The organism is Paenibacillus sp. MB22_1 (assembly GCF_047200555.1).
Classification (GTDB): Bacteria; Bacillota; Bacilli; order Paenibacillales; family Paenibacillaceae; genus Fontibacillus; species Fontibacillus phoenicis.
This window is the reverse complement of record NZ_JBLADV010000001.1, coordinates 71,797-92,479: the sequence shown is the minus strand read 5'-3', so window position 1 is coordinate 92,479 and position 20,683 is coordinate 71,797. Positions and strand designations below refer to the sequence as shown.

Below are 20,683 nucleotides of genomic sequence, written 5' to 3'. Positions count from 1 at the left end.
CGATCCTTCCCGGCTTTAACCAGAGGAAAGCAACGCCTCCATGCCTGTTGCCAGCAACGTGGTTGCCGTTTGACCAAAAATATGCAGCCGATAATCCGGAACCTCGAGCAACTGTGCCAGATCCAGCGCGTGCCGGACCGCCTGTTGCCGCTCTTTCCGGCATCCGAGATCAAACAAATTGACGCCCGGCAGCAAACCGATGATCTGAATCACACCACGCATTTCAATCACATAGATCTCAATGTTTCGCACGTCATCCCCTTCTTTCTTTATTCATGGCTCATCCAATTGCCGGAAATAAGGTAGTGGATCCACTTTTTGCCCGTTCACCCGAATTTCCAAATGTAGGTGAGGACCGGTTGATTTTCCCGTACTGCCCACCCATCCAATCACTTCGCCTTGCAGCACCTGTTGCCGTTGACGTACGCCAATGTCCGTCAAATGTCCATACAAACTGACCAAACCGTTTGCATGTTGCAACAGAATCGCGTTGCCGTATCCGGTGCTGCCGCGGATGACTTGCGTCACCGTTCCGCTTTGCACGGCTAACACCGGTGTACCCCGCGGCGCGGGAATATCGACTCCTGCATGAAATGCTCCCTGCTCTCCCGTAACCGGATCTACCCGATAACCAAATGGACTGGAAATCGTCGTGTACCCTGCCACCGGCCATAGCCACGTTCCCGATCTGGACAGCATGGCCGCATATTCCTCTTCTTTCCGATACACCAACGCCACCTCTTCGCTGCTTCCGAACCAAACAGCGAGCGCTTCATCCTGGTTCTGGGCGGTCAATTGCAAATAATTTGCCAATGAAAAAATCGCATCGTAGGGATTATCCGGATCGATCTTCCCGTCGCTGTCCCCATCCACGCGATAACCCTCCCACAATGAACGCGGAAATCCTAAGGCTCCGATCGTGTCGCTTCGTTTGGCTTTCTTCGCCCCAAAATCGGTTGTCACCTGATGAATGGCCGCAAGCCGCGCCCAGGAGGCGTGCTCTTGTTCGGCCTGGATGTAAATTGGCAGCAGGAATAAAGGAATATCGAATTCGGGATTGTCCGGTACCTCAATGCCCGCCATTTTCGAGGCATCTGATGTCGTGACCAGCGACCCGAGCAAAGCGAAAACAAGAATGAAACCAAGCAATAGGGCCGCGATGCCGGTCACGCCCAAGCTGCCGACGATCCACCAGATGACTCGCTTTCTAAGTAAGCTCCCCGTTTCCATCCGTTTCACCTTTGGCACATAGTTAGATTAATCTTTCTCGTACTCTCGGATCATGGCCGAATTGTCGAGCACATAGCCATTAAACGCAAGCTCCAAGGCCTTCTTTCGACTATGCCCTCGCTTCTCCAAATCCTCCACGACAAAGCGAATCATCGCATCTCGGCGGGCGAGCCGTTCCATCTTCACCGGGTCAAAATCCGTACGCATACGATCCTCCTCCTTTCAAAATCCAACCCGCTCCGGTACGTAAATCCCCGTCGTGCTCCAGGAGCGAGCAGCCGGATGCTTCACCCATACATGGCCTGAGGATATGACCAATAGATCAATGTCCCGCCCTTGTACGTTTCCTATGAGCAAATGCCCATGCGTTTGCCGTTCCACAATACGAACCGTATCCAGCTTCAGCTCCCGCTTCAACCAATCGGCCAGTCGTTCCATCGTCCGCTCCCCTTTCCTTTATTTCAATTTTTTTATGATTTTTTTGGCGCGATCCTTGGTTTTTTGCCACGATTGCTTCACTTCTCCAACATGGTAAACAATCTCGCGTTTTGAAACGTCATACATCTCATGCGGTGTTGGGGCCTGGAAGATACTAAGCATTTGTTTTAATATCTTTTTGCGGAACAGGAAGGCGCAGAAAAAGAGTAGCGCCACAAAGATTTGCTGCAGGATCAAAATGCCGGAGCCACGCGCCACCACATCGGCGACAAGCAGCGTGAACCCCATATAGAAGCCGTAAATCACTTTCGTGCCAAGCGTCCCGATCAGCCAACCTACCCAACGGCGGACAAAAGCAAAGCCGCGCTCCGGAAACAAGCCGAGGAGCAACACCACCGGTGCGAGGATGAGAATGGCCAGCGCCATTTCCTGTGCCAAGACCAGAATGAAAGATACGGTTCCGACAAAAAGCAGCAGGGTCAGCGTAGCGACAAGGGCAAGTATCGCAACCAAACACCGGATGGCCGCCGAACCGCCCATAAACAAGAGCGCCGTATCCGCATGGTCGCCATGATCCACGTTTTCGTCGCCCATGACTTTCCGCAAAATGTTCCGTTGATCCATACCAGGTGCATACTGACGCATCAAGTGCGCCCATTCATCCCCGACCTGTGCATCGATCGTTACCTCTTCTTCTTCCGCCAGGTCCTGAACGGCTTCGACTTCCTCGGCAGTCATGCGAACGTCGTCCGAGTCCTGACGATTGAATTGACCGATCAACCAGGGACGGTCAACAAACAGCTGCCAAAGCCGGTTGGATGTGGCCAACAGTTGCTGGTCCGCTGCGCCGGCAAGTTCCGCCTTCAGCTCCTCCCCGGTCACACGCTGATACGGTGCGGCAAGCGCCCCCATCGTCACCTGCGTCAGTTGGTCCAGCGTTTGTGATACCGCGCGAATGCTTTGTCCCGCGTTGGTGAAAAACCAGTAACTGCCGACCAGCACGACAATCGAGCCGATTACGCCGGACGTCAATCTTGTCGTCTGGTTGTTCCAGTAGCCCACTTTCACCATCCATGCAGCCAGCAGGACAAGCGCCCACGGTAAAAACTTGCTGAACAGTCCGGTGCGCATGCCGTCCATCACTGGCAAAATCAGCGACAATTGTTCATTGACCAAATCCGTATGAAACCCCAGTTGCATAAGAAAAATACACAATCGCGTAATGAACGCATTGAGCATAAACAGTCCGTTCGCTATCCAGTTGAGCAGCAACGAAAAAGGGTCATTCAGCTTCATTTTCCATCCGGACCACTCAATCAAATCGTAACCTAAGTCCCAGATATAGCTGTCGACCGGATACTGGCGGTAATCTAATGTTCGATCTCCCGGTTCGATGCCCATTTCGCGTTCGCCGGGCAACAACTGATCGAACATATCCTCAGGTGCATCGGCATAGGCAGGAATGGAGCTCTGAAACACAATCAGTCCAGCAATGAGCAGCACCGTCAATAGCCCAAAGCAGCATCGTCGTCTCAACAGTTCTCCCTCCCTTCCATATCGCCGGCTTTCGGCGTTGTATTAAAAATGGTGAGCAAATCATCCGGTGTCGGCTCAATATGCACCCGTCCGATTCGACCTGTGATATCCTTCATATAGCAATCACCGGCTTTAAGCTCCCGGAATGCCTGGATCATGTCCTCGTCCCCCCGATCCAAACCGAGCAGCGTCAAATTGTCCGCAATCGCACGCGGATCTTCCGTCCGGAAACAAAAAATGGAGCCGAGATTATTTCTCGTCTCCTCGTCCGCCACATCGCCGGGGTTTTGAGTCGCAAGTAAGGGCACGACCTGAAAGGAACGACCCATCCGGATGATTTCATCGATAAGCAGGGCGCCTTCCGGAAAGGCGCGGAGAATCCAGCTCTCATCAATGCCGAAGATTTTAAGTTGATCGCTTGGACGGTGAAACATATATTCACGCCCTAGTGCCGCAACCAAATACATAATACCAATGCCGAACCGTTCGTTCGGCGTCAACGCCTGCTGCAGCCGTTCGGTTCGTTTCTTCGGCAAAGGTAACCCGGCAAGCGTGATGACGATAAACCGCGCGCCGCTCATATTCGCGTTTTCTTCCCCGTCATGGGCGAAAATAAATTTGCCGAACGGACTTCGCGAATAGGACAACAGCCGGTTCACACAGCGCCGCGCTTCCACCCGGATCGCATCAACCGGCGAATCGTTCGCAATCCGCTCCATTTCCCGTATGAAGACATGTAAGTCCCTCTTGTCTTGCTCGAACGTACGCTCCACGGCCTCCATAATGGCGTCGGCCCGCTCGTCGTTCCGAGTGCCCTCCAACAGCAGGCTGAGGAAATCCAACACGATGCTGTGCGCGCGTTCTTCGCTTTTCGACATTCGGAACGGATTGAATTTTGTTGTCGATTCAGCCGAAAAGTTGAGCCGCACCATGTTTTTTTGAATATCCGGGATGAGCGCGAAGCAGCTATCCTCATCCTTGGGATCGATGGAAAAGACGATGCCGCCTTGATTGTAGCCGTGGTAAAACAACGACTTCTTCAGCACCGACTTGCCCGAGCCGAGCGTACCGACGATGACGATTGCCCCGGACCGGTTTAATTCCTTGGACATCGGACGCTTCAGGTCGAGCAGCACCGGGATACTGTGCAATGTCCGTCCGATGTAGTCCCCGTCCGGGTCGCCGATTTCCCGGGATCCGTGCAGCATGCCCGCCGCCAAAAACTTCGGGTCCATCGGGATGCGGTTTTGCTTGTCCATCGCCGCTCCCGGCAAAAAAAGTTGAAACGCCCGCGCCTGATCCGCCGGAGAGCGAACGATGCGAATTTGCTTGGTCGCGTACAGCTGCAGCAACTGCGCTGCGCGCTCCTCCAGTTCCTTACGAGAGCCTCCCGACACATTAAGCCATGCGGACGACCAGACGAGCGGCATCCCTTTTTGCAATTTGTTCTCCAACACACGCCCGCGTTTGCCCGCCCATTCCAACGTGATCGGCGTCTCTTCGGACGCTTCGGCATATTCCCGGCGCTGGTCTTTCAGCACCTTCCGGTTGCGCTGTAGACCGCCGGCCGCCTCGTGCGGCGTTTGCACCTGAAAGTGCAGGCTGACTTCGGCGGGAAACGGTAAGTCCTCGAGTGCATACAGCCACTCGTCGCCAATCGCCAAAATCTCTTCCGGCACATCGACAACCGAAAAGAATGCTTGATAACTTCTTAAGCTTTCTTCGTCCTGATCGTCATGATGGACAACCAGCGTCTTCATCTTCTCTTCGCTCACCAAATCGGAAGCGAGCAAAATCGGCAGCGATTTTTTCGGGCGGAGCAGCACTCTGTCGCCCCTTACCCGCACTTCGCGCATCGCCTCCGGCGTCAAAATCAGCTCCGGCTCCTGGGAAAGCCCCCGGAAAAAGCCGCGGCGCAACAACCACTCGATTTCTTGCGGACCGCATCGTTCACCGTTTAAATGATGGTAAACGTGATTGAACTGCAGGCTCTCGGCGGATTTGGCCATATGCAGGCGCTCTTCCTCCAGTTCGCCGCGCTGACGGTACCAGAACTGTTCCTGGATTTGGCTCAGAAAAGCGCTGGTAAGTTCTTTTATCGTTTCGCCTGTTTTTCGAAGCCCGGACAAATCAACTTCGGGAAACTGTTTTTGCACGTCGGAAAGCTGCACAATCAAATAAAGCGATCGCTGCCACGGTCGACGTGCGTCAAACCGTTGCATGACCGCTTTCACATACCGTTCGTGCTCCGCGCCCTGACCTGTTCGCTGCCGTTGCCAATGGTTAGCATCCATCATCCGGGTTACCGACAACAACTGTCCATAGCCATGATAGCTATGCAAAAACTGCTGCATCTGGCTGACCGTGCCGCGCTTTTTCTCCGCGGACTGGTAGGCATACGGCTTCAGCGGTATGCGATACACCGCCCACGGTTTCAGAAGCGAATCGAACAGCAGGTTTTGCTCCCAGTACAACACGGGGCATTTCAACTTACTTCACCTCCTGTCATAAAAGGAGGGCACTTACCGGATCCAGATGCGGTGACGGTCGGCAAAATCGTACATACGCTCGAGCCATTGATCCAGTTCGTCCGCTGTCTGCGCCGTGCGAAAATTCGCTACATATGGGAACGAACGGAAACAGGCTTCACGGCTGAGCCGATCCGCGATCATACGCCCCTTTTGCTCCACACTCGCCTTATCATCCTCCAGAATATCGTCGATGCCGATCGACACATGATGACGCCAATTCCCCATATCCGGTTTCACCTCGCAAGATTGTCGGCTCTGACTTGAGCCTTCCATTGTTCTTTACCATTCTCTTTGAACTCCCGCTCCAATTGGAGCGGGGTGGCCGCACTCCCGAACAACACACGATGTCCCTCGAGCCAGGCAGGCGGTACAATAGCCTGTTTCGGCTGCCGTTTGAGCAGCGTGATCGACAATCGGCCTGATCTAACCTTCCAGCGTATGCGTGCTAGTGCGGGAAGGAAGAGAACGCGAAAACCTTCCACCGTTCCAACCAATTGTCCCTTGCGGCCGCGCCACTCCTCGCCTCCTTGTTGAAGCGGCAGCCGTTCATAAGGACGGCAGTGCCCGATAAACCGAACCCGATGGGTACCGCCAGGTTGGCGGACCGCCTGCCAACGGACCACCCATTTGGGCCGAACCAGAAAATGAACAATGTCCCGCAAATAGCGGGGCACCGTTTTGCCCGCCGGATCCAGCTTGACCGTATAATAAGCCGCAGCGACCGGGCCGACCGTCATCGTGATCGCCCGATCAAACGGAAGCACCGTAAGTACGGGCAAGATGTAACAAAAAATGAAAAAGACGAAAAGATAGACAAGCCACATGACGACGCCATCCTGCCGGATCGGCATCCATAACCTTATATCCCCAATATGGTAGATGAGCGGACGAACCCGATATAAGGCACGATACGATTCCGCTTTCTCCTGCTCGTTCATCGTGTCAGCCCCCCGTCGTATCCGTCAGCCCGTCCACCGAAATGCCCAGCGTTTTGAGCACATAAAAAGCTAAATATTTGGCAATACCGGGTGCAAAAACAAAAATACCGAGAATGATTGAAAGCATAATGTGCGACCAAAGCCGATTCGTTTCCCCGTTGGCATACATCTTGACGCCCCGGTAAATAGCGATCGTCAAGAAAATCGCCTGCAGCAATCGTTTCAGCACAAGCAAACCGGTTTGGACAAAATCTCCATCCATATCCCTCACCTCCAGGTCTAACCAATGAATCGTGGTCCACGCGATCATTTTGATGGCTCGGATTTTGGGTAAGTTATTACTGCATAGCCGCCACAAAAAACTTTTGATTTTCTTCCGTTACCTTCATCCGCCACACCTGCGCCAAACGAAAGCCGGTCGATGCATCCTCGATGGTAAATGAAACCGTTACGTCGTAAGGTCCTTCTCCTATCGCTTCCAAACGATCTAACGTTACAAAACGCAACCGGCCATTTAGCGGAACCATTTTGGCGTCTGCCGTTACATAATTGAGCAGGCTGCCAGCATCCTTGCTTTCGCATATCGTTTTCAGGAAACTTTCCATGGCCGGACGCATCCGCTCTTTCACCGCGGCGGATGCCGCTGCTGCTTGCGGAATCTTCGGGACGATTGGTGGTTCCTGTAATGATCGAATGATCGGCGGATCGGTGACCGCCGCCCCTTTTGTTGCTTGAACCCAAACCGGCACTTCAACCTCCCACATCATCCGCTCCGGATTGGCAACAATAACGCGAACCCGGACCCGATAGGACGATCCGCCGCTAGCGGCGATGGTCAAAAACTCCGATGCCATCACCTGTTGACTTCGAGTGTTTGATTCGGCCTGTAAGGCAGTGACACGGGCAAGCGCATCCGGATTGACATAGGGCTGCAGCCGCTGCACTCGCTCTTCCGGCAATTCCCCGCCGTCCCAGAACATCCATTCCCGGGCAAACCCGAGCGCCGTTTGGATCGCCATCTGCTGCTCGGCCGTTCGTGTGAGCAAGGCGGGGACTGGATCGGTTTCCGTGCGAAACAGCGTAGAAACCGCCCCCAAACAGGAAAACATTAGCATGCTCCACAGGAGCAGCTTCGGCAGCCAACGAAATTCCAAGTCCATTCACCTCCCTGCGATCGGGGACGGCTCACGCGGCTGTTTGCCGAGAAGCGGCAAATCTGCCTCTGCGGGCGGCAGCAGCGGCATCTCTTTCAACCGGATGCGCGACTCCCCCACTCCCCACCAAAGTGCTTCCTCTACGCCTTTTCGCTTCCATTCGCTCTCGCTGATTGCCCAGACGTTCGGCAACGGACGACCAATCAGCGGCCCTTCGCCGAGCGCAGCCCAAAGACGCAACAAACGCTTCGGACGCGACTCGATCTTGGTCACGAACAGGACATGCACAGCCGCAACCGACCGCCACGCGGCGGACAACACCCGTCCGTACAACCACAACTTGTCCTGCAGTTTCCATTGGTTTTCGCTGCCGGTATCGTACTCCACATGCAGCACAAGCCTCCCCCGCCCAGGTAGCACATACGTGCATAATCCGTCCGGACGAAGCAGCATCGTTTTTTTACCGGACTCTTTGAAATGGGCGTATTGTTCTGCGGCTTCCCGGGTTGACTGCCACTCCGTTATACCTTCGCCTTTATGGTGCAAACTGTGCTCAATGAGCGAAACAAAAAATGCGTTGGTTCCGTACACATGCTCCAGTTGCATCGGCAACTTCTCCCATGCTTTAGAACGGAAACCGTCTTCTTCGCCGGCAAGCAGGGCGGCGGTTTTTGCCCCTTGGGCGGTCAGGCCGTATCCTACATGATTGAGCCGAAGGAAGGGAAGCGGAATGCTGCGAATTAACCCTTGCCGGTTCAATTGACTGGCCATCGCGTAAAGCGTAGGCAACCGGTAATTCAGAACGATCGCCGCCTGTTTGGCGGTCATTGGTCCGTATCGGTAGATGAGCGCAAGCAGCTCCTTTTTTGCCGCTTCGTACATGTCTCTCTCCTTTCCGCGCAGATGAGAGCAAGTCCGGATCAGCGCAACCGCCGGCTCATGCGCCGGTTGCGGCCTTGCAGCGATGTTTCCATCTGACCGGTTATCTCCATCTTTATCTCAGACTTGATCTCAGTCTTGATCTCTGACTTTATTAGGCATGAGCCTTACTCCGGATCGTCGCGCCGCCAACCGTTTAGCGGGGACTGCGGTCCTTCTCCGATATTCATTTCCCGCTCGACCGTCTCAATCGATCGGCCATCCTGTTTGTCCGAATGCGCCCACGCTTCCCGAATCCAGGCTTCGTGCTTCATAGGCACGATCTCGTTTTTCACCGTAAACAGCTCAAGACGCCCTTCGTGTCCTTTCGTGCGCACAATGGCGTGCAGCTCGGCCAGGTTCATCAAATCGGTATTTGTCACCTGGGGTTTCAGCCAACGCGACAATTTGTCCGCGTCCGGCCCGCCGAGTTGCAGCAACATTAGCGTTCCGACATTGCCGAGAATCGCCTCCAGAATGCGATCGGACAATTGGGTCAAATACTGGGTGGCCAGAAAGACCGACAAGCCGAACTTGCGGTCTTCGGCCAGTATTTTCGTTAAAATGTCCGTTGCAAACAAATGGACTTCGTCAGCAAAGAAAAAATGTGCTTTGGACTTGTGCTGTGGCCGCTTGCGGCAGGTGAAATGATAGTCGATGAAAAACAGGCTGGCCAGAATCTTCAGTAAATCCGGGACGCAGCCACTGCCGTCGATCAGCACGATATGGCCCTCGTCCATCGCCCGCCGGGTGTCGATGCTGCTGCGCTCTTGCCCCAGCATCCGCCGTGCGGTCGGGTACGTCGTTAAGGCACCAAGCTTGTTCATGATGGGACCGAGATGATCCCCCAGATTTTTGATTTGCGCGAACTCGTCCAACCAAAAATGGCGCAGATGCACGTCGAGTTTCGGCAGCAATTTTCTCCGGTAGTTCTCGTTATAGAAAATATCCATAATGCCCAGTACCGTTTGCGGCGGCACCGACAACAAACTCAACACGGCATTCCGTAAATAATGCTCCGCCCGCGGGCGCGAACCCGGGAACAATTGCTGCAAGGTGGTCACAAACTCCCCGGTCAACGACTCCCGTACATCCGCATGCGCGTCTTGAAACAAGTTGAAGCCGCGCGGCCGTTCGGTAGCCCCGAGAGGAATCAGGTGCAACTTCGGATACAACTTTTTCGGGATATAACTCAGCAGCGTTTCAATCGCCCCGCCGTGCGGGTCGAGAAATGTAAAACCGGGTGCTTGGTCCGGCTTCCTCTCCAGATCTTCAACCATACGGGTCATGATCGAGAGCAGCGTAGACGTTTTCCCGGAACCGGTTGTGCCGGCGAGAAACGCATGCTTGAGCATTTGACCCAGCGGCATACGAAGGTCCCGTTCCTGGCCCGGCACGTTGCTTTTCCCGATGTAGAGGCCGTGGTCGAGTCCAGTCGGAGCCGGTACAATTTTTGCATGCATCTTCTCCATATGCGCGGCGACCGGATCGCCAAAGGCAGGAATGCGCAGCCAGTAGCCCAGTTCCTCCGAAGCGAGCAATAACTGCTTGGATGGCGTTCCCGGTGCTAATACCTGCTTTCTGCCTTTTACCGGACGGAGGACGATGCCATTACCGCTTCGCATCGATTGCAGCATATCGTTCATCGTTTGCAGTCGCGCTTTCGCCGAAGAGGAACGAATCAGCACGCGAAATCCGGTCCACAGCCCGACTTCATCTTCATCATGTTTGCTTTGCAGCGTCCGCATCACGTTTTGCTGGTAGGCGGTCAATTCCCGTGGCCGTGATTTGGCCTTTTGGTTCGTGTTCATCTCCCGCCAAATGGACTGCAGGGACACCGGCTCATTGGCCGGGGAACGCAGCCAGTTCTCGGCTCTGCGGACACGGCGCTGAAGGAGCCGCTTGCCCGCTGGCGCAAAGGCCAGCTCCAGCCACACCTCCTCGCCTTCCGCCAGTTCGCCTGCACCCATCGCGGCGATCATTTCGTTTAGCGGATCTTTGCCGACCGGATGGATACTTGCAACGGAAAGAGCGCCCTTATACGCCGGACGGCCTTCGGCAACGATCACGTTTTTGCCCGAACCAGCGGTAAACACGGGTGTCTTGACCGGAAGCAAATACATTCCGGACACCTGTGTGTGGAACCCGGTACGAAATCCCATCCAGCGAATGTCGGGGACAGAAACGTAGATCCGTACCCGTCCAGCAGGTCCTGCACACTGGATCAGGAAACGAAAATAGAGTTGTCCATGCCGAAGACGCTGGAACCGGGCATACCCGAGTCCGCTGATATGCCGGGCAAACCGCGTTGCCTTGGCAAAGTCCATAGGTGTGGCATCAAGGGAGGATTGAATTTCGAACCATAGCGTTCGCTTGTGCTGACCTTGACCGGGCTCGCACCAGCTTGGAAATAAAAAAGAGAGCATCGCTGCTCCCCTCCCCTCGATCTTCCGCTCCTCAATTGTCGAGATATTGGATGGATCCACCACTCCTTTCCCTTCAGGAACGACCGGTAATCCCGATCGGCCCTGAAAATGAAAAAGACAGGCCGTCCGGGATGCCCGGGAGCCTGTCCACACCTTTTTGACACTATCAGATTAACAGGATTACATGACCTTGTCTTGTCCCTTTTTCTGATCATTTTGTGACCTTCAATTGACCTTTTTGATTTTTGGTAACTTTAGCCCTCTACTCGAATCGAATTATGGAACTGACTCACTTATCCAACTCAAATATACCATCTTAATTCTTTTCGAAAGAAAGGAACCCCTTCAGTATTTTCATAATCATAAACCATTAAATAGAGTTTACTAACTTGATTTGCTAACTGAAGTATTAGCTGATCTTTTTCTATTTCATCCATTTTCAAACCACTTACATCGAGATAAGCAGGATATACAGACGTGGATAAAGATGAACTCTTGATCAAATAAGTAAAAAACTCATTTTCAATAACCTCCCCTTCATCACCTTCTATTTCAAAACACCCTAGCTGGCGATAATCATTCTGAAATTTTCTACCTAGAATAAAGTGGCCAATTTCATTGTTAACCTGTTTTTCTTTAATCATTCTTTCAAAAACTTTATAAGCTATATCTTTGGCGTCATTAACTTGAAGACCACATGGTTCCCCGTATCTGGTCTTTGTTACAGTAACAGAATCAAAAATCATGCTAAACATTAAAGCTTCATCATCCACTTTATTAGTGATAAAGAAGGAGTAATCTTCTATACTGGAGCTTCCTAGTTCTCTTCGATAAAAATAATGCCTAGCCAGAATCCCTTGAATATTAATCATGTTGATCAGGATTTCTCTTATTTGCTCTTCATCAGTCGTTGAAATAACAGGCAGTTTACGAACAACGAGCTGGTTTGGAGAAAAAAAGGAAGTGTGGTTTTCTTTCATTTCGTTAAAACTTATCTTTTTCATATCCTCACCATTTTCTTTAAAAATGGAAATAGGTGAACTAACTACTTAGTCGTTAATTCACCCAAGTCCTCCCTAATTAATTAGCATTAGCAGTTTCAAAAATAATAGATAGAGGTGCGGGCGATAGAGGGTCTGTCTCTAAAAAGGAGACCTTTAAATCACTGGCCCTTACTCGAACCTTTTCAACATCTGAAGGTATAACAAAATCGTCACCAACTTTTGCTGTACGTAGTCTTGTTGCCGTAAAAGTTGAATTTACATCTTTATCAAGGTATGTGGCAGGTGAAAGTACAGAAGTATTTGTAACAGTAAAATTCCCTTTTAACCCTTTCAACCAATCACCTGTTACAACCATCGTATAAAACAATTCATATTTATTTGTACCAACATAGTTGTACAAACTCATAGTTAATCCTCCAAAGACAACATCACTAGCGGTAATTGAGCTATTAGGTTTTACTAAAGGAATAGTTGCATGGAAGTTGCCGTTTGCATCACGTTGCAGGACAACTCCATCTTCCTGAAATTGGGCAGGAAGCATTTCTTGTAATGGTGCTGTTGTTATCTTTGCCTCTTTACCAGCCACTTGCTCTTCATAAACTGTACCGGCAACTTGAGTGGTTTCACCCATACCATATGCGCTAGTCGCAATAGATACTACGAGCATAATACAAAACAAAGCAGACGAGAATATCTTCTTCATTTAGATTCGAAACCCTCCCATTTTTTGAAGGCTGGCCAGCGATCAATTATTATTTTGTGACAATTCCATTATATCCCAATATATCAAGTTCTGTTATAGCATAAATGCAATTATTTTGAATATTATATGTCGTTATCCAAATATAGAAGATATTTTATAAAAACATCTAGATAGTGATAAGTTATATAATATGTTAATTCTAGTGAGTTTAACTCTTTCTGAGAAAATAGGAAAATTGGGTAAAGATTGACCCGACTCACGGCAATCATTTAGCAAGTTCCAACGGACGACAGAGCCATGATCCACCACAAGCGGAAAGCCCAACCGTTCGTCTGAAGAGCACCAGTATTGAACTTACCACCGGATTGCCAACCGCTACCATAATTCAATGAGAACAAGGTTCCTAATCATTATGTGACCTTCGATTGACCTGACCTTATTCCTCGGAATCGTCCGATGAATCCGCATCCGAATTCGCTTCTTTATCATCCACGAATAAAATGGAAGCCTCTCCGCCTACAAAGCGGTAAATGTGACTGAGCAATCGTTTCCGCCGCTTATAGTACATGCGGTGCGTAAAGCCCAGCTTTTCCATGACAAGCATGGAAGGCAGACGGCGCATGTAACGCTCTTCCACAAATTGCTGATCTTCCTCTTGCAAGGAGTGAATCGCGGCTTCCAGCACATCAATCTTCAGTTCCATTAAAGGGATTTCTACATTTTGCAATTGTAACCGGCGGATTACCTCGTTTAATATTGCTTCGTTTTTCTGGCCTTTGCCGTAGATCGGGACCAAATCGAATTTTTGCGTAAGCCCCGGGATACGTGACAACTGTTCCCGCATTGACTCCAACTGCGATTTCCAAACCGGTAAGGCGAATAACCAGTTTTCGACGCGAGTGAACGGGATCGGTCGGCTCACTGCCCCCACCCCCGTTGCCGGATACGGTGGCGGACTCTACCATACCAGTCGTGACGCATCAATTGGGCGTAAAAGGCAGGCGAATAACTAACTCCTCTTCGCTTTTCTGGTTTGTTTGATTGACATTGCGCCGGCAAATTCGGTTTATCCATTTCGGAAAGAGAAACTTCCCTGAAAGACTGCCCCGCATTAACGACTTCGTGTTTCCCCATAATTTTTGCTCCCTTCAAATTCATGAATGGGCGCGCGCTTGACCTTATTGTACGGGGAAGGTCACTTTTCGGTAAGGCGACTCTTTTTGTACAACCTTTTTACAAAAGGTTCTACATTTTTCTGGAACCCCCATGGGGTATAAGTAGTTTGGGTAAGGCTCTAAACTCAGCCCTCTACTTTATATTCCAACCTTCGTTGTTCAACAATTCACGTTTATGATTAAATTCCTCATCATTGAGTTCACCTCTGGCATAACGTTCTTTTAAAATCATAATGGGACCGTCTTCAACTCTATATTTCCTTATGAGTAATCGTGTTACTACATAAACTGTTGCGCCAACAGCAATGATTAGAATAAGTAAACAGATTGACATGATCGTGCACATCAAGACCATTATAGAACCATTCATCTCAGACATACCTCCCGATATTAGAATTTTCATTTTTAAAACCGAATATTCCCTTGAGATCACCTAAACAAAAAGCAGTAGCCTGGCAAGGCTACCGCTAGCGTCCTCATTGCTTATGGTAAAGATTATTTCAAATAAGGTAACGGATCCACTGGTTTCCCGTCAATTCGCACCTCAAAATGCAAGTTATTCCCCGTTGCAGTTCCTGTACTTCCGACCTCAGCAATTTTTTGTCCTCGTTTTACCTTATCCCCTTTTGTCACCTTAATTCCATTATTGCGAATATGAGCGTAAAGCGTCCAAACGTTATCCCCGTGGTCGACAATAACCGTGTTGCCATAACCGCTCCACCATTCTGCAACAATGACAACACCACTTTCCGCAGCCTGAATTTCCGTTCCTTGAGGGGCTGCATAGTCAACACCTTTATGCATTTTAACTTCCCCGGTAACCGGATGTACTCGAGTGCCGTATTTTGAAGATAAACGAGCCCCAGGAATCGGTAGGGACATGGCTCCCGAACCACTTTTCACTTTTCCTGATGAAGAATTGGAATTTGTACTTTTATATGTGTAAACTTGCTCCGATTTCAGCTTGTTTTTTTCTTTTTCAAGTATTGCTCTTTTTGTAGCGAGTTCGATCAATAAGGCTTCCTGCTCTTCTGAAATGTCTTCAGATTCTTCAATCTCCTCGCTGTATCGGGCAATCAGTTGCTGCTTCTCATCCTCTTTGTTTTCCAAAGCACTTTTCCGCGACTCCGCTTCAACATACAAGGCCTCTATTTTCTCATAACTCTCCTTCAATTTCCGTTGCTGCTCTAATAGAAGCTCCTTGTCCATTTTATATTCATTTAATAACATTCGATCCTGATTGGCTATTGCTTGCAATACTTCGGCACGTTCTAAAAAGTCAATAAAACTTGTCGAGGACAACAATACGTCCAAGTAAGAAACATTTCCGTCTGTATACATCAATCGGATTCGAGAATCCAGCCATTTGGAGCGCTCCTCGACTCTTTGCTTGGTTTTGTCCAACTTTTCGTTAGTCTGGCGTAATTCTGCCTCTGCTTGCTCAGCATCAATGGCGATTTTAGTCAATTCTTCGCTTACGGATTCGATCTCAATCAATATTTGTTTGATATAGTTTTTATTTTTATTGACATAATGCTTCGCTTCCTGCTGCTGTTTTTCTGCAGCTTTTTGCTTTTGCTCAGCTATTTTCGCCCGTTCTTGAAGTTGTTTCAACTCGTTGTCTAATTGGCTAACGGTTTTGGCATAAATTTGATCCAAAGGGAGAAACAATAAAGTGACAAAAATCACAAATACAGTCGCAGATAACCATTTTCTCAAGTTCAACTATATTTCCCCATTTTCTTATGTTTTTTTATTTTCATTTCATATTAGTATTGTAACTCAACTTTCGCACCTTGAAAATTAGTGTTAAGCCTTGATATGACTAGGATTTCTTATTGAAAAATCTCGTTCTTGACAGAAAAACACCTTTCCGTTTGGTAAAATGGAAGTGGATAGTCTTCCCATCCCAAACAGAAAGGTGCGTAACTCTATGGTACAACACAACTTCCTGTCTGAAAAGGGCCAAGAACGAATCTCGACTTTATTTTCCGCTTTGCAAATCGGACAACTGTTGCGCAAAGCCGGCATTTCCAAGTCGTTCGGATTGTCCAGTCTTGCCATCTTTCAGCTGATCTTTACGCTCGTGTTTGAAGGGCGCAATTGGTTTCGTCTTCTGCATAGCGACCGCCGCCAGTCGTTGCCTGGCAAAGATGTAGTCTATCGATTCTTAAACCATCCACGCTTTGCCTGGCGACGATTTTTGCATGCCTTGAGTCTGAAGGTCGTTCAGCATTTTGATTCCTTAACCTCTTCGTCCCGCGTTCGGACGTTCATCATTGATGATTCGGTTCTTCGCAGGGATCGCAGCAAGAAAGCCGAGTTGCTTGCCCGCATCTTCGATCATACGACGGGGAGATATGCTCGCGGCTACAACATGCTCACGCTCGGATGGTCGGATGGCTTCAGCTTTGCGCCCATCGATTTTGTCATGCTCAGCTCGGCCAAGCTGACGAATCGCTTTTGCGAGATGAAGGAACGTCTGTCCAAGCGTACCCAAGGCTACAAACGCCGCATCGAGGCGCTTTCACGCAAACCGGATGCCGTGGCGGCTCTGCTTGATCGAGCGATTCAGGCTGGATTTAGCGCTGACTTTGTCCTGATGGACAGTTGGTTTACCCAAGCGCCTCTGTTGCGTGAACTGATGGCGAAAGGTCTGCATGTCATTGGGATGGTCAAGGCGATGAAACAACGATACCGGTTCGACGGAAAAAGCCTGACGCTCCATGAACTGTATGCCCTTTTGCCAAAGCAGAAAAACAAAGAAATCCTTGGCTCGGTCATCGTTCAAACCGCCTGCGGTTTGCCGATCAAATTGGTCTTTGTACAAAACCGCCATCGGCGGCGGGATTGGCTGGTTCTGCTTAGCACCGATTTGACGTTGGAAGAGGCTGAGATCGTTCGCATCTACGGCATGCGTTGGAGCATTGAGACGTTCTTCAAATTTGCCAAATCGTACCTGAAGCTGGGAACGGAGTTTCAAGGTCGTTCGTTTGATATGCTCATCAGCCACACCACGATCGTGTTTACCCGTTATCTCGTAATGGAATGGGAACGCCGTCACAACAACGACGCGCGGTCGTTGGGCGGTCTGTTTTTCCTGTTTTCCGACGAAGTTCGAGACCTGGATCTCAAAACGGCTTTGCAGCATCTGATCGCATTTTTCATGGCGTTCACGGAAGCAAAATCCAAACGGGATCAGTCTGCCGTTGTATGTCAACTCCAGCAATGGATTGCGAGTTTGCCCAATTATATCAAGGCTTTGTTCGGAAAATTAAGCTGCGAAAGTTGAGTATTGTAATTAGGAAATATAGAGAAAGAATGTAGAAAGTACGAAGAAATAACTTATCTACGTTAGTTATTGAAGCTACTCGTTCAAAAATTCAATTAGTTTTTTAACTCCCTTTTCAAAAGACTTAAGTTCATTTTCATTTAGCTCATCTCGGATCCATTGATCAAATGGCTTAACAAAAAATTCCTCGTAGGCAAAATATACCGATTCCCCTTTATCGGTTAAAATTACATTGACCTTATTTGAACCTCGCATAAGTTGGAAACGCCGAACCAGACCTTTGTTTTCCATCCGTTCAACGATCTGCGTAATAGCTCCACTGGTTACACCAATTCGGTTAGCTACTTCCCCCATGATCATTCCTCTACCGATACCGATGGTTTGGATGATATGAATTTCGCTCGGAGTGAATGAACCTACCGCCCCTAATTTTCTCGGTTGTCGTTCACGCAGCCGGATTTGATGGAGTAATCGTGTAAATAGAAAGCTGGTTGTCGTTCTAGATAGTCCTTTTTCCAAGGCTAAAGTATCCGAACTTTTGCTCATTTTTTCTCACTCCTTAATAGATTCTAGCAACAGATTACTAGAAATAACTAAGATAACCCTGAGATTATCCTTAGAGTTTGATAAGAATTTTCTAATGAAATAACGCTCCACCCGAAAACAGATAGAGCATTAGTTACTGTCAAGTTTTGATTTTGGGTAAACTCACTTTGAAAAGACTTCCTTGACCTGGAACGCTCGTTACCCCAATAGAGCCGTCATGGAGGTCAACGATACTCTTCGCAAGTGCTAATCCAAGACCTGTACCTTCGGATGTGTGCATTCTTGCCGATTTACTTCGGTAAAAACGGTCAAATATATGGGGCATATCATCCGGTTCGATTCCAATGCCTGTATCGGTAACCTGAACACCGCAATAATCCGAATCCTGGAATGTCGATAGGGTAATTTTCCCACTTTCCGGCGTATATCTTATCGCATTTTCAAGTAATATAAGGATCAATTGTTTGAGTAGATCTTCATTGCCCCAGGCCATTACTGAAAGTTGATATTCAAAAGTAATCTCCACTTTATGGTTGGACGATTGAATTCGTGATTCCAATTCATTTAAAATATTGGATATATCAACGATTCCCTTTTGGATCTCATGGCCGGCATCCGCCCGAGCCAGAGATAGCAAATCACCTACAAGTTTCGACATCCGTTTAGCTTCTTTGGACACGTCGCTCAAGATCTCGGATTTTTCTTCAGAAGGAATATTTACGTTCTTCTGCAGGATATCCAAATTTCCGCGTATCGCTGTCAAAGGAGCCCTAAGTTCATGTGATGCATAAGAGATAAATCTACGTTGGCTGACAAAGGCTTTCTCTAAACTATCTAACATTTCATTAAAAGTTTCCGCCAAGTGGCCTAGTTCATCTTTGGCCCCCAAATATACAACCCTTTGATTAAAACTTTGTGATTCCGTTATAGCCTGAGCCGTTTGGCTGATGATTTCCACTCCTCTTAAAGATTTTCGGGCCATGAACCAACTGGCGATGGCTGCCAGAAGCAAGCCTGTAAATGTTACTCCAAAGATTAACCACCCCAAACGGACCAAGGAAGTGTCAACTTGCTGTAAAGAAACCTCAGCTTGTATATAGCCGACAATATTTTGCCGATAGCGTATCGGCGTCACCATCACACGGAAACGATTATTTTCTTGATCTGTATAAGTTAGCAGACGATCTTGTGTCTTTTTGAAATCGGTGAATGGAGTATCTGGAGCTCGATAAGGATTAGTGCTTTTCGCAATATTTGTTCCTGTCTGATCCCTAACGATGACATAAACGCCATTTAAAGAAAACTCCTCGAAGGAAAAATTTGCTTCGGTTAAAGGGGTTCCTTCTACTAACCCTTTCTCCAGTTCCTCCCGAATATGTAAGGATACACTGGCAAGCAATCGATCCTGGTCTTTATAATATGAAGCGTGATGCATAAAAAAGATGGATGACGTAATTCCGATTAACAATATTCCAAAAATAAGGGTACTCCAGAGGGTTAAGCGCATTCTTATCGGCATCGTACTATTCCCTCAATACATAACCGGCGCCTCTGACAGTATGAATAAGGCGAGGTTCATTTTGCGCTTCCAGCTTGCTCCGCAAATAGCCTACATATACCTCCAAAACGTTTGACTCCCCTCGAAAATCGAATCCCCAAACTCTATCCATAAGCAGTTCCCGGGTCAAAACTTGCTGAGGATGTTTCATAAAAAAACAAAGCAGATTAAACTCGGTTGTGGAAAATTCAATCGTACGCGATCCTCGAAATGCCTGACGCGTTGAAAGATCGACTACCAGATCAGAAAAGATCAGTTTTTCGTCTTCCTTCTTCTTATGATCCAGTCGCCGTAACAAAGCTTTTACCCTTGCAACCAACTCTTCAAACGCAAAAGGTTTAACCAAATAATCGTCAGCGCCTGTCTCAAGGCCATGGACCCGATCTGCAATGGAATCCATGCCGGTAACCATAAGAATTGGAATGCCCGCATCTTTTCGTAACCTTTTGCAAACTTCCAACCCATCAAGGTCAGGCATCATGATATCCAGAATGATTAAATCTGGCTCATCTTCCAGCACCAAATTAAGGCCTTCTTTCCCTCCGTTCGCAACAGTGACCTCATATCCTTCGTATGTTAATCCCCTTCGAATCATGGTAGATATCGTTTTATCGTCATCTATTATAAGAATTTTGGTACCCACTAACTTTTCACCTCTCCACTTACCCCATGACTGTCTGCTTTATTTATTGTAGTCCGAAGGTTTTTATTTATACTTTTCTGTTGTGTCTCGAACAACCATTGTCCCTTGGTACCTTCCCATTTGGCTAGTAAACCGGTAGCTCCCTGCTTCATTAGGAAACAGTTCTACTGTTGCCTTTTGCCCGTACGGCAGCACTATACTCTTATGATAGTGGGGGAACACGACCAATTCTGAGTAAGCCGTCTTTTCCTCCCTGACAAATTCCATACGGACAGGTTTACCTCGTTGTACAACAATCGTATTCGGCATGTACTTTCCATTCACGCGGATCTTTACTTCTTGATAACCTGATGGGCTGAGAATAATGTGGTGTTTCTTTTTTTTCCTAAATAAGAAACCGATACTCCCGACAATAAACAGTAGGATTAATAAAGTACCTCCCCATTGATAAATGCTCATGGAGTTCCCCGCTTTCAAAAATTTCATCTTTATGCCAGTTATTATAATCAACAAAGATGAGTTTGTTATGAGATTAACCTGAGAGTTAAATAAGAAAGTGATACTAACGTATAAAAACAAGCACTCAATCGA

At 48.6% G+C, this 20,683-nt stretch carries 22 protein-coding genes; 1 reads left to right on the top strand and 21 read right to left on the bottom strand.

Annotation, left to right across the window (positions count from 1 at the left end; genetic code table 11):
- Window positions 1-15 precede the first annotated feature (15 nt).
- From ACL02P_RS00430 to ACL02P_RS00350, 17 genes are all read right to left on the bottom strand, one after another.
- Window positions 16-252: a hypothetical protein gene (locus ACL02P_RS00430; RefSeq protein WP_009226896.1), complete on the bottom strand. Its 237-nt coding sequence runs from the start codon at window positions 250-252 to the stop codon at window positions 16-18.
- Window positions 253-273: 21 nt separating this feature from the next.
- A complete protein-coding gene (locus ACL02P_RS00425) occupies window positions 274-1,230 on the bottom strand; it encodes a M23 family metallopeptidase (protein WP_412836592.1) in 957 nt (318 codons plus the stop codon).
- Window positions 1,231-1,257: 27 nt separating this feature from the next.
- Entirely contained in the window at window positions 1,258-1,437 is a 180-nt protein-coding gene (locus tag ACL02P_RS00420) for a hypothetical protein (protein WP_412836591.1), read from the bottom strand.
- Window positions 1,438-1,452: 15 nt separating this feature from the next.
- Entirely contained in the window at window positions 1,453-1,668 is a 216-nt protein-coding gene (locus ACL02P_RS00415) for a hypothetical protein (RefSeq protein WP_412836590.1), read from the bottom strand.
- An 18-nt stretch (window positions 1,669-1,686) separates the two neighbouring features.
- Window positions 1,687-3,204, bottom strand: coding sequence for a hypothetical protein (locus ACL02P_RS00410; protein ID WP_412836589.1), 1,518 nt, complete (start codon window positions 3,202-3,204; stop codon window positions 1,687-1,689).
- Window positions 3,201-5,693, bottom strand: coding sequence for an ATP-binding protein (locus ACL02P_RS00405; protein WP_412836588.1), 2,493 nt, complete (start codon window positions 5,691-5,693; stop codon window positions 3,201-3,203). Before ACL02P_RS00405 ends, ACL02P_RS00410 begins: the two co-directional genes overlap by 4 nt.
- Before the next feature lie 33 nt (window positions 5,694-5,726).
- Entirely contained in the window at window positions 5,727-5,960 is a 234-nt protein-coding gene (locus ACL02P_RS00400; protein ID WP_036646572.1) for a hypothetical protein, read from the bottom strand.
- An 8-nt stretch (window positions 5,961-5,968) separates the two neighbouring features.
- A complete protein-coding gene (locus ACL02P_RS00395) occupies window positions 5,969-6,673 on the bottom strand; it encodes a TcpE family conjugal transfer membrane protein (protein WP_178020409.1) in 705 nt (234 codons plus the stop codon).
- Between the two features lie 4 nt (window positions 6,674-6,677).
- Window positions 6,678-6,935 carry a hypothetical protein gene (locus ACL02P_RS00390; protein WP_036646570.1) on the bottom strand — a complete coding sequence of 86 codons (258 nt, stop codon included), beginning with the start codon at window positions 6,933-6,935 and terminating at the stop codon, window positions 6,678-6,680.
- 76 nt (window positions 6,936-7,011) lie between these two features.
- Window positions 7,012-7,833: a conjugal transfer protein gene (locus tag ACL02P_RS00385; protein WP_412836587.1), complete on the bottom strand. Its 822-nt coding sequence runs from the start codon at window positions 7,831-7,833 to the stop codon at window positions 7,012-7,014.
- Complete coding sequence (locus ACL02P_RS00380) at window positions 7,834-8,709, bottom strand: replication-relaxation family protein (protein ID WP_009226886.1); 876 nt, start codon at window positions 8,707-8,709, stop codon at window positions 7,834-7,836. It lies immediately after the preceding gene.
- Window positions 8,710-8,873: 164 nt separating this feature from the next.
- Window positions 8,874-11,171 carry a type IV secretory system conjugative DNA transfer family protein gene (locus ACL02P_RS00375; protein WP_412836586.1) on the bottom strand — a complete coding sequence of 766 codons (2,298 nt, stop codon included), beginning with the start codon at window positions 11,169-11,171 and terminating at the stop codon, window positions 8,874-8,876.
- 302 nt (window positions 11,172-11,473) lie between these two features.
- The gene (locus tag ACL02P_RS00370; RefSeq protein WP_412836585.1) at window positions 11,474-12,175 is read right to left on the bottom strand and encodes a hypothetical protein; all 702 of its coding nucleotides are present in this window, start codon (window positions 12,173-12,175) and stop codon (window positions 11,474-11,476) included.
- A 76-nt stretch (window positions 12,176-12,251) separates the two neighbouring features.
- On the bottom strand, window positions 12,252-12,878 hold the full coding sequence (locus ACL02P_RS00365; RefSeq protein WP_316141263.1) for a hypothetical protein: 627 nt from the start codon (window positions 12,876-12,878) through the stop codon (window positions 12,252-12,254).
- Between the two features lie 436 nt (window positions 12,879-13,314).
- On the bottom strand, window positions 13,315-13,800 hold the full coding sequence (locus ACL02P_RS00360) for a hypothetical protein (RefSeq protein WP_412836584.1): 486 nt from the start codon (window positions 13,798-13,800) through the stop codon (window positions 13,315-13,317).
- A gap of 386 nt (window positions 13,801-14,186) precedes the next feature.
- The gene (locus tag ACL02P_RS00355) at window positions 14,187-14,423 is read right to left on the bottom strand and encodes an SHOCT domain-containing protein (protein WP_412836583.1); all 237 of its coding nucleotides are present in this window, start codon (window positions 14,421-14,423) and stop codon (window positions 14,187-14,189) included.
- Between the two features lie 125 nt (window positions 14,424-14,548).
- On the bottom strand, window positions 14,549-15,772 hold the full coding sequence (locus ACL02P_RS00350) for a murein hydrolase activator EnvC family protein (protein WP_412837294.1): 1,224 nt from the start codon (window positions 15,770-15,772) through the stop codon (window positions 14,549-14,551).
- Window positions 15,773-15,986: 214 nt separating this feature from the next.
- Between ACL02P_RS00350 and ACL02P_RS00345 the strand changes: the two genes are divergently transcribed.
- Complete coding sequence (locus ACL02P_RS00345) at window positions 15,987-17,345, top strand: transposase (protein ID WP_103110947.1); 1,359 nt, start codon at window positions 15,987-15,989, stop codon at window positions 17,343-17,345.
- A gap of 75 nt (window positions 17,346-17,420) precedes the next feature.
- On the opposite strand, the gene ACL02P_RS00340 is transcribed toward ACL02P_RS00345, so the two are convergent.
- The 4 genes from ACL02P_RS00340 to ACL02P_RS00325 form a co-directional block, all read right to left on the bottom strand.
- On the bottom strand, window positions 17,421-17,891 hold the full coding sequence (locus tag ACL02P_RS00340; RefSeq protein ID WP_412836582.1) for a MarR family winged helix-turn-helix transcriptional regulator: 471 nt from the start codon (window positions 17,889-17,891) through the stop codon (window positions 17,421-17,423).
- Between the two features lie 139 nt (window positions 17,892-18,030).
- Window positions 18,031-19,410: a sensor histidine kinase gene (locus tag ACL02P_RS00335; protein WP_412836581.1), complete on the bottom strand. Its 1,380-nt coding sequence runs from the start codon at window positions 19,408-19,410 to the stop codon at window positions 18,031-18,033.
- A gap of 4 nt (window positions 19,411-19,414) precedes the next feature.
- Window positions 19,415-20,092, bottom strand: coding sequence for a response regulator transcription factor (locus tag ACL02P_RS00330; protein WP_009224877.1), 678 nt, complete (start codon window positions 20,090-20,092; stop codon window positions 19,415-19,417).
- A gap of 63 nt (window positions 20,093-20,155) precedes the next feature.
- Entirely contained in the window at window positions 20,156-20,551 is a 396-nt protein-coding gene (locus ACL02P_RS00325; protein WP_009224876.1) for a cupredoxin domain-containing protein, read from the bottom strand.
- Window positions 20,552-20,683: the final 132 nt, after the last annotated feature.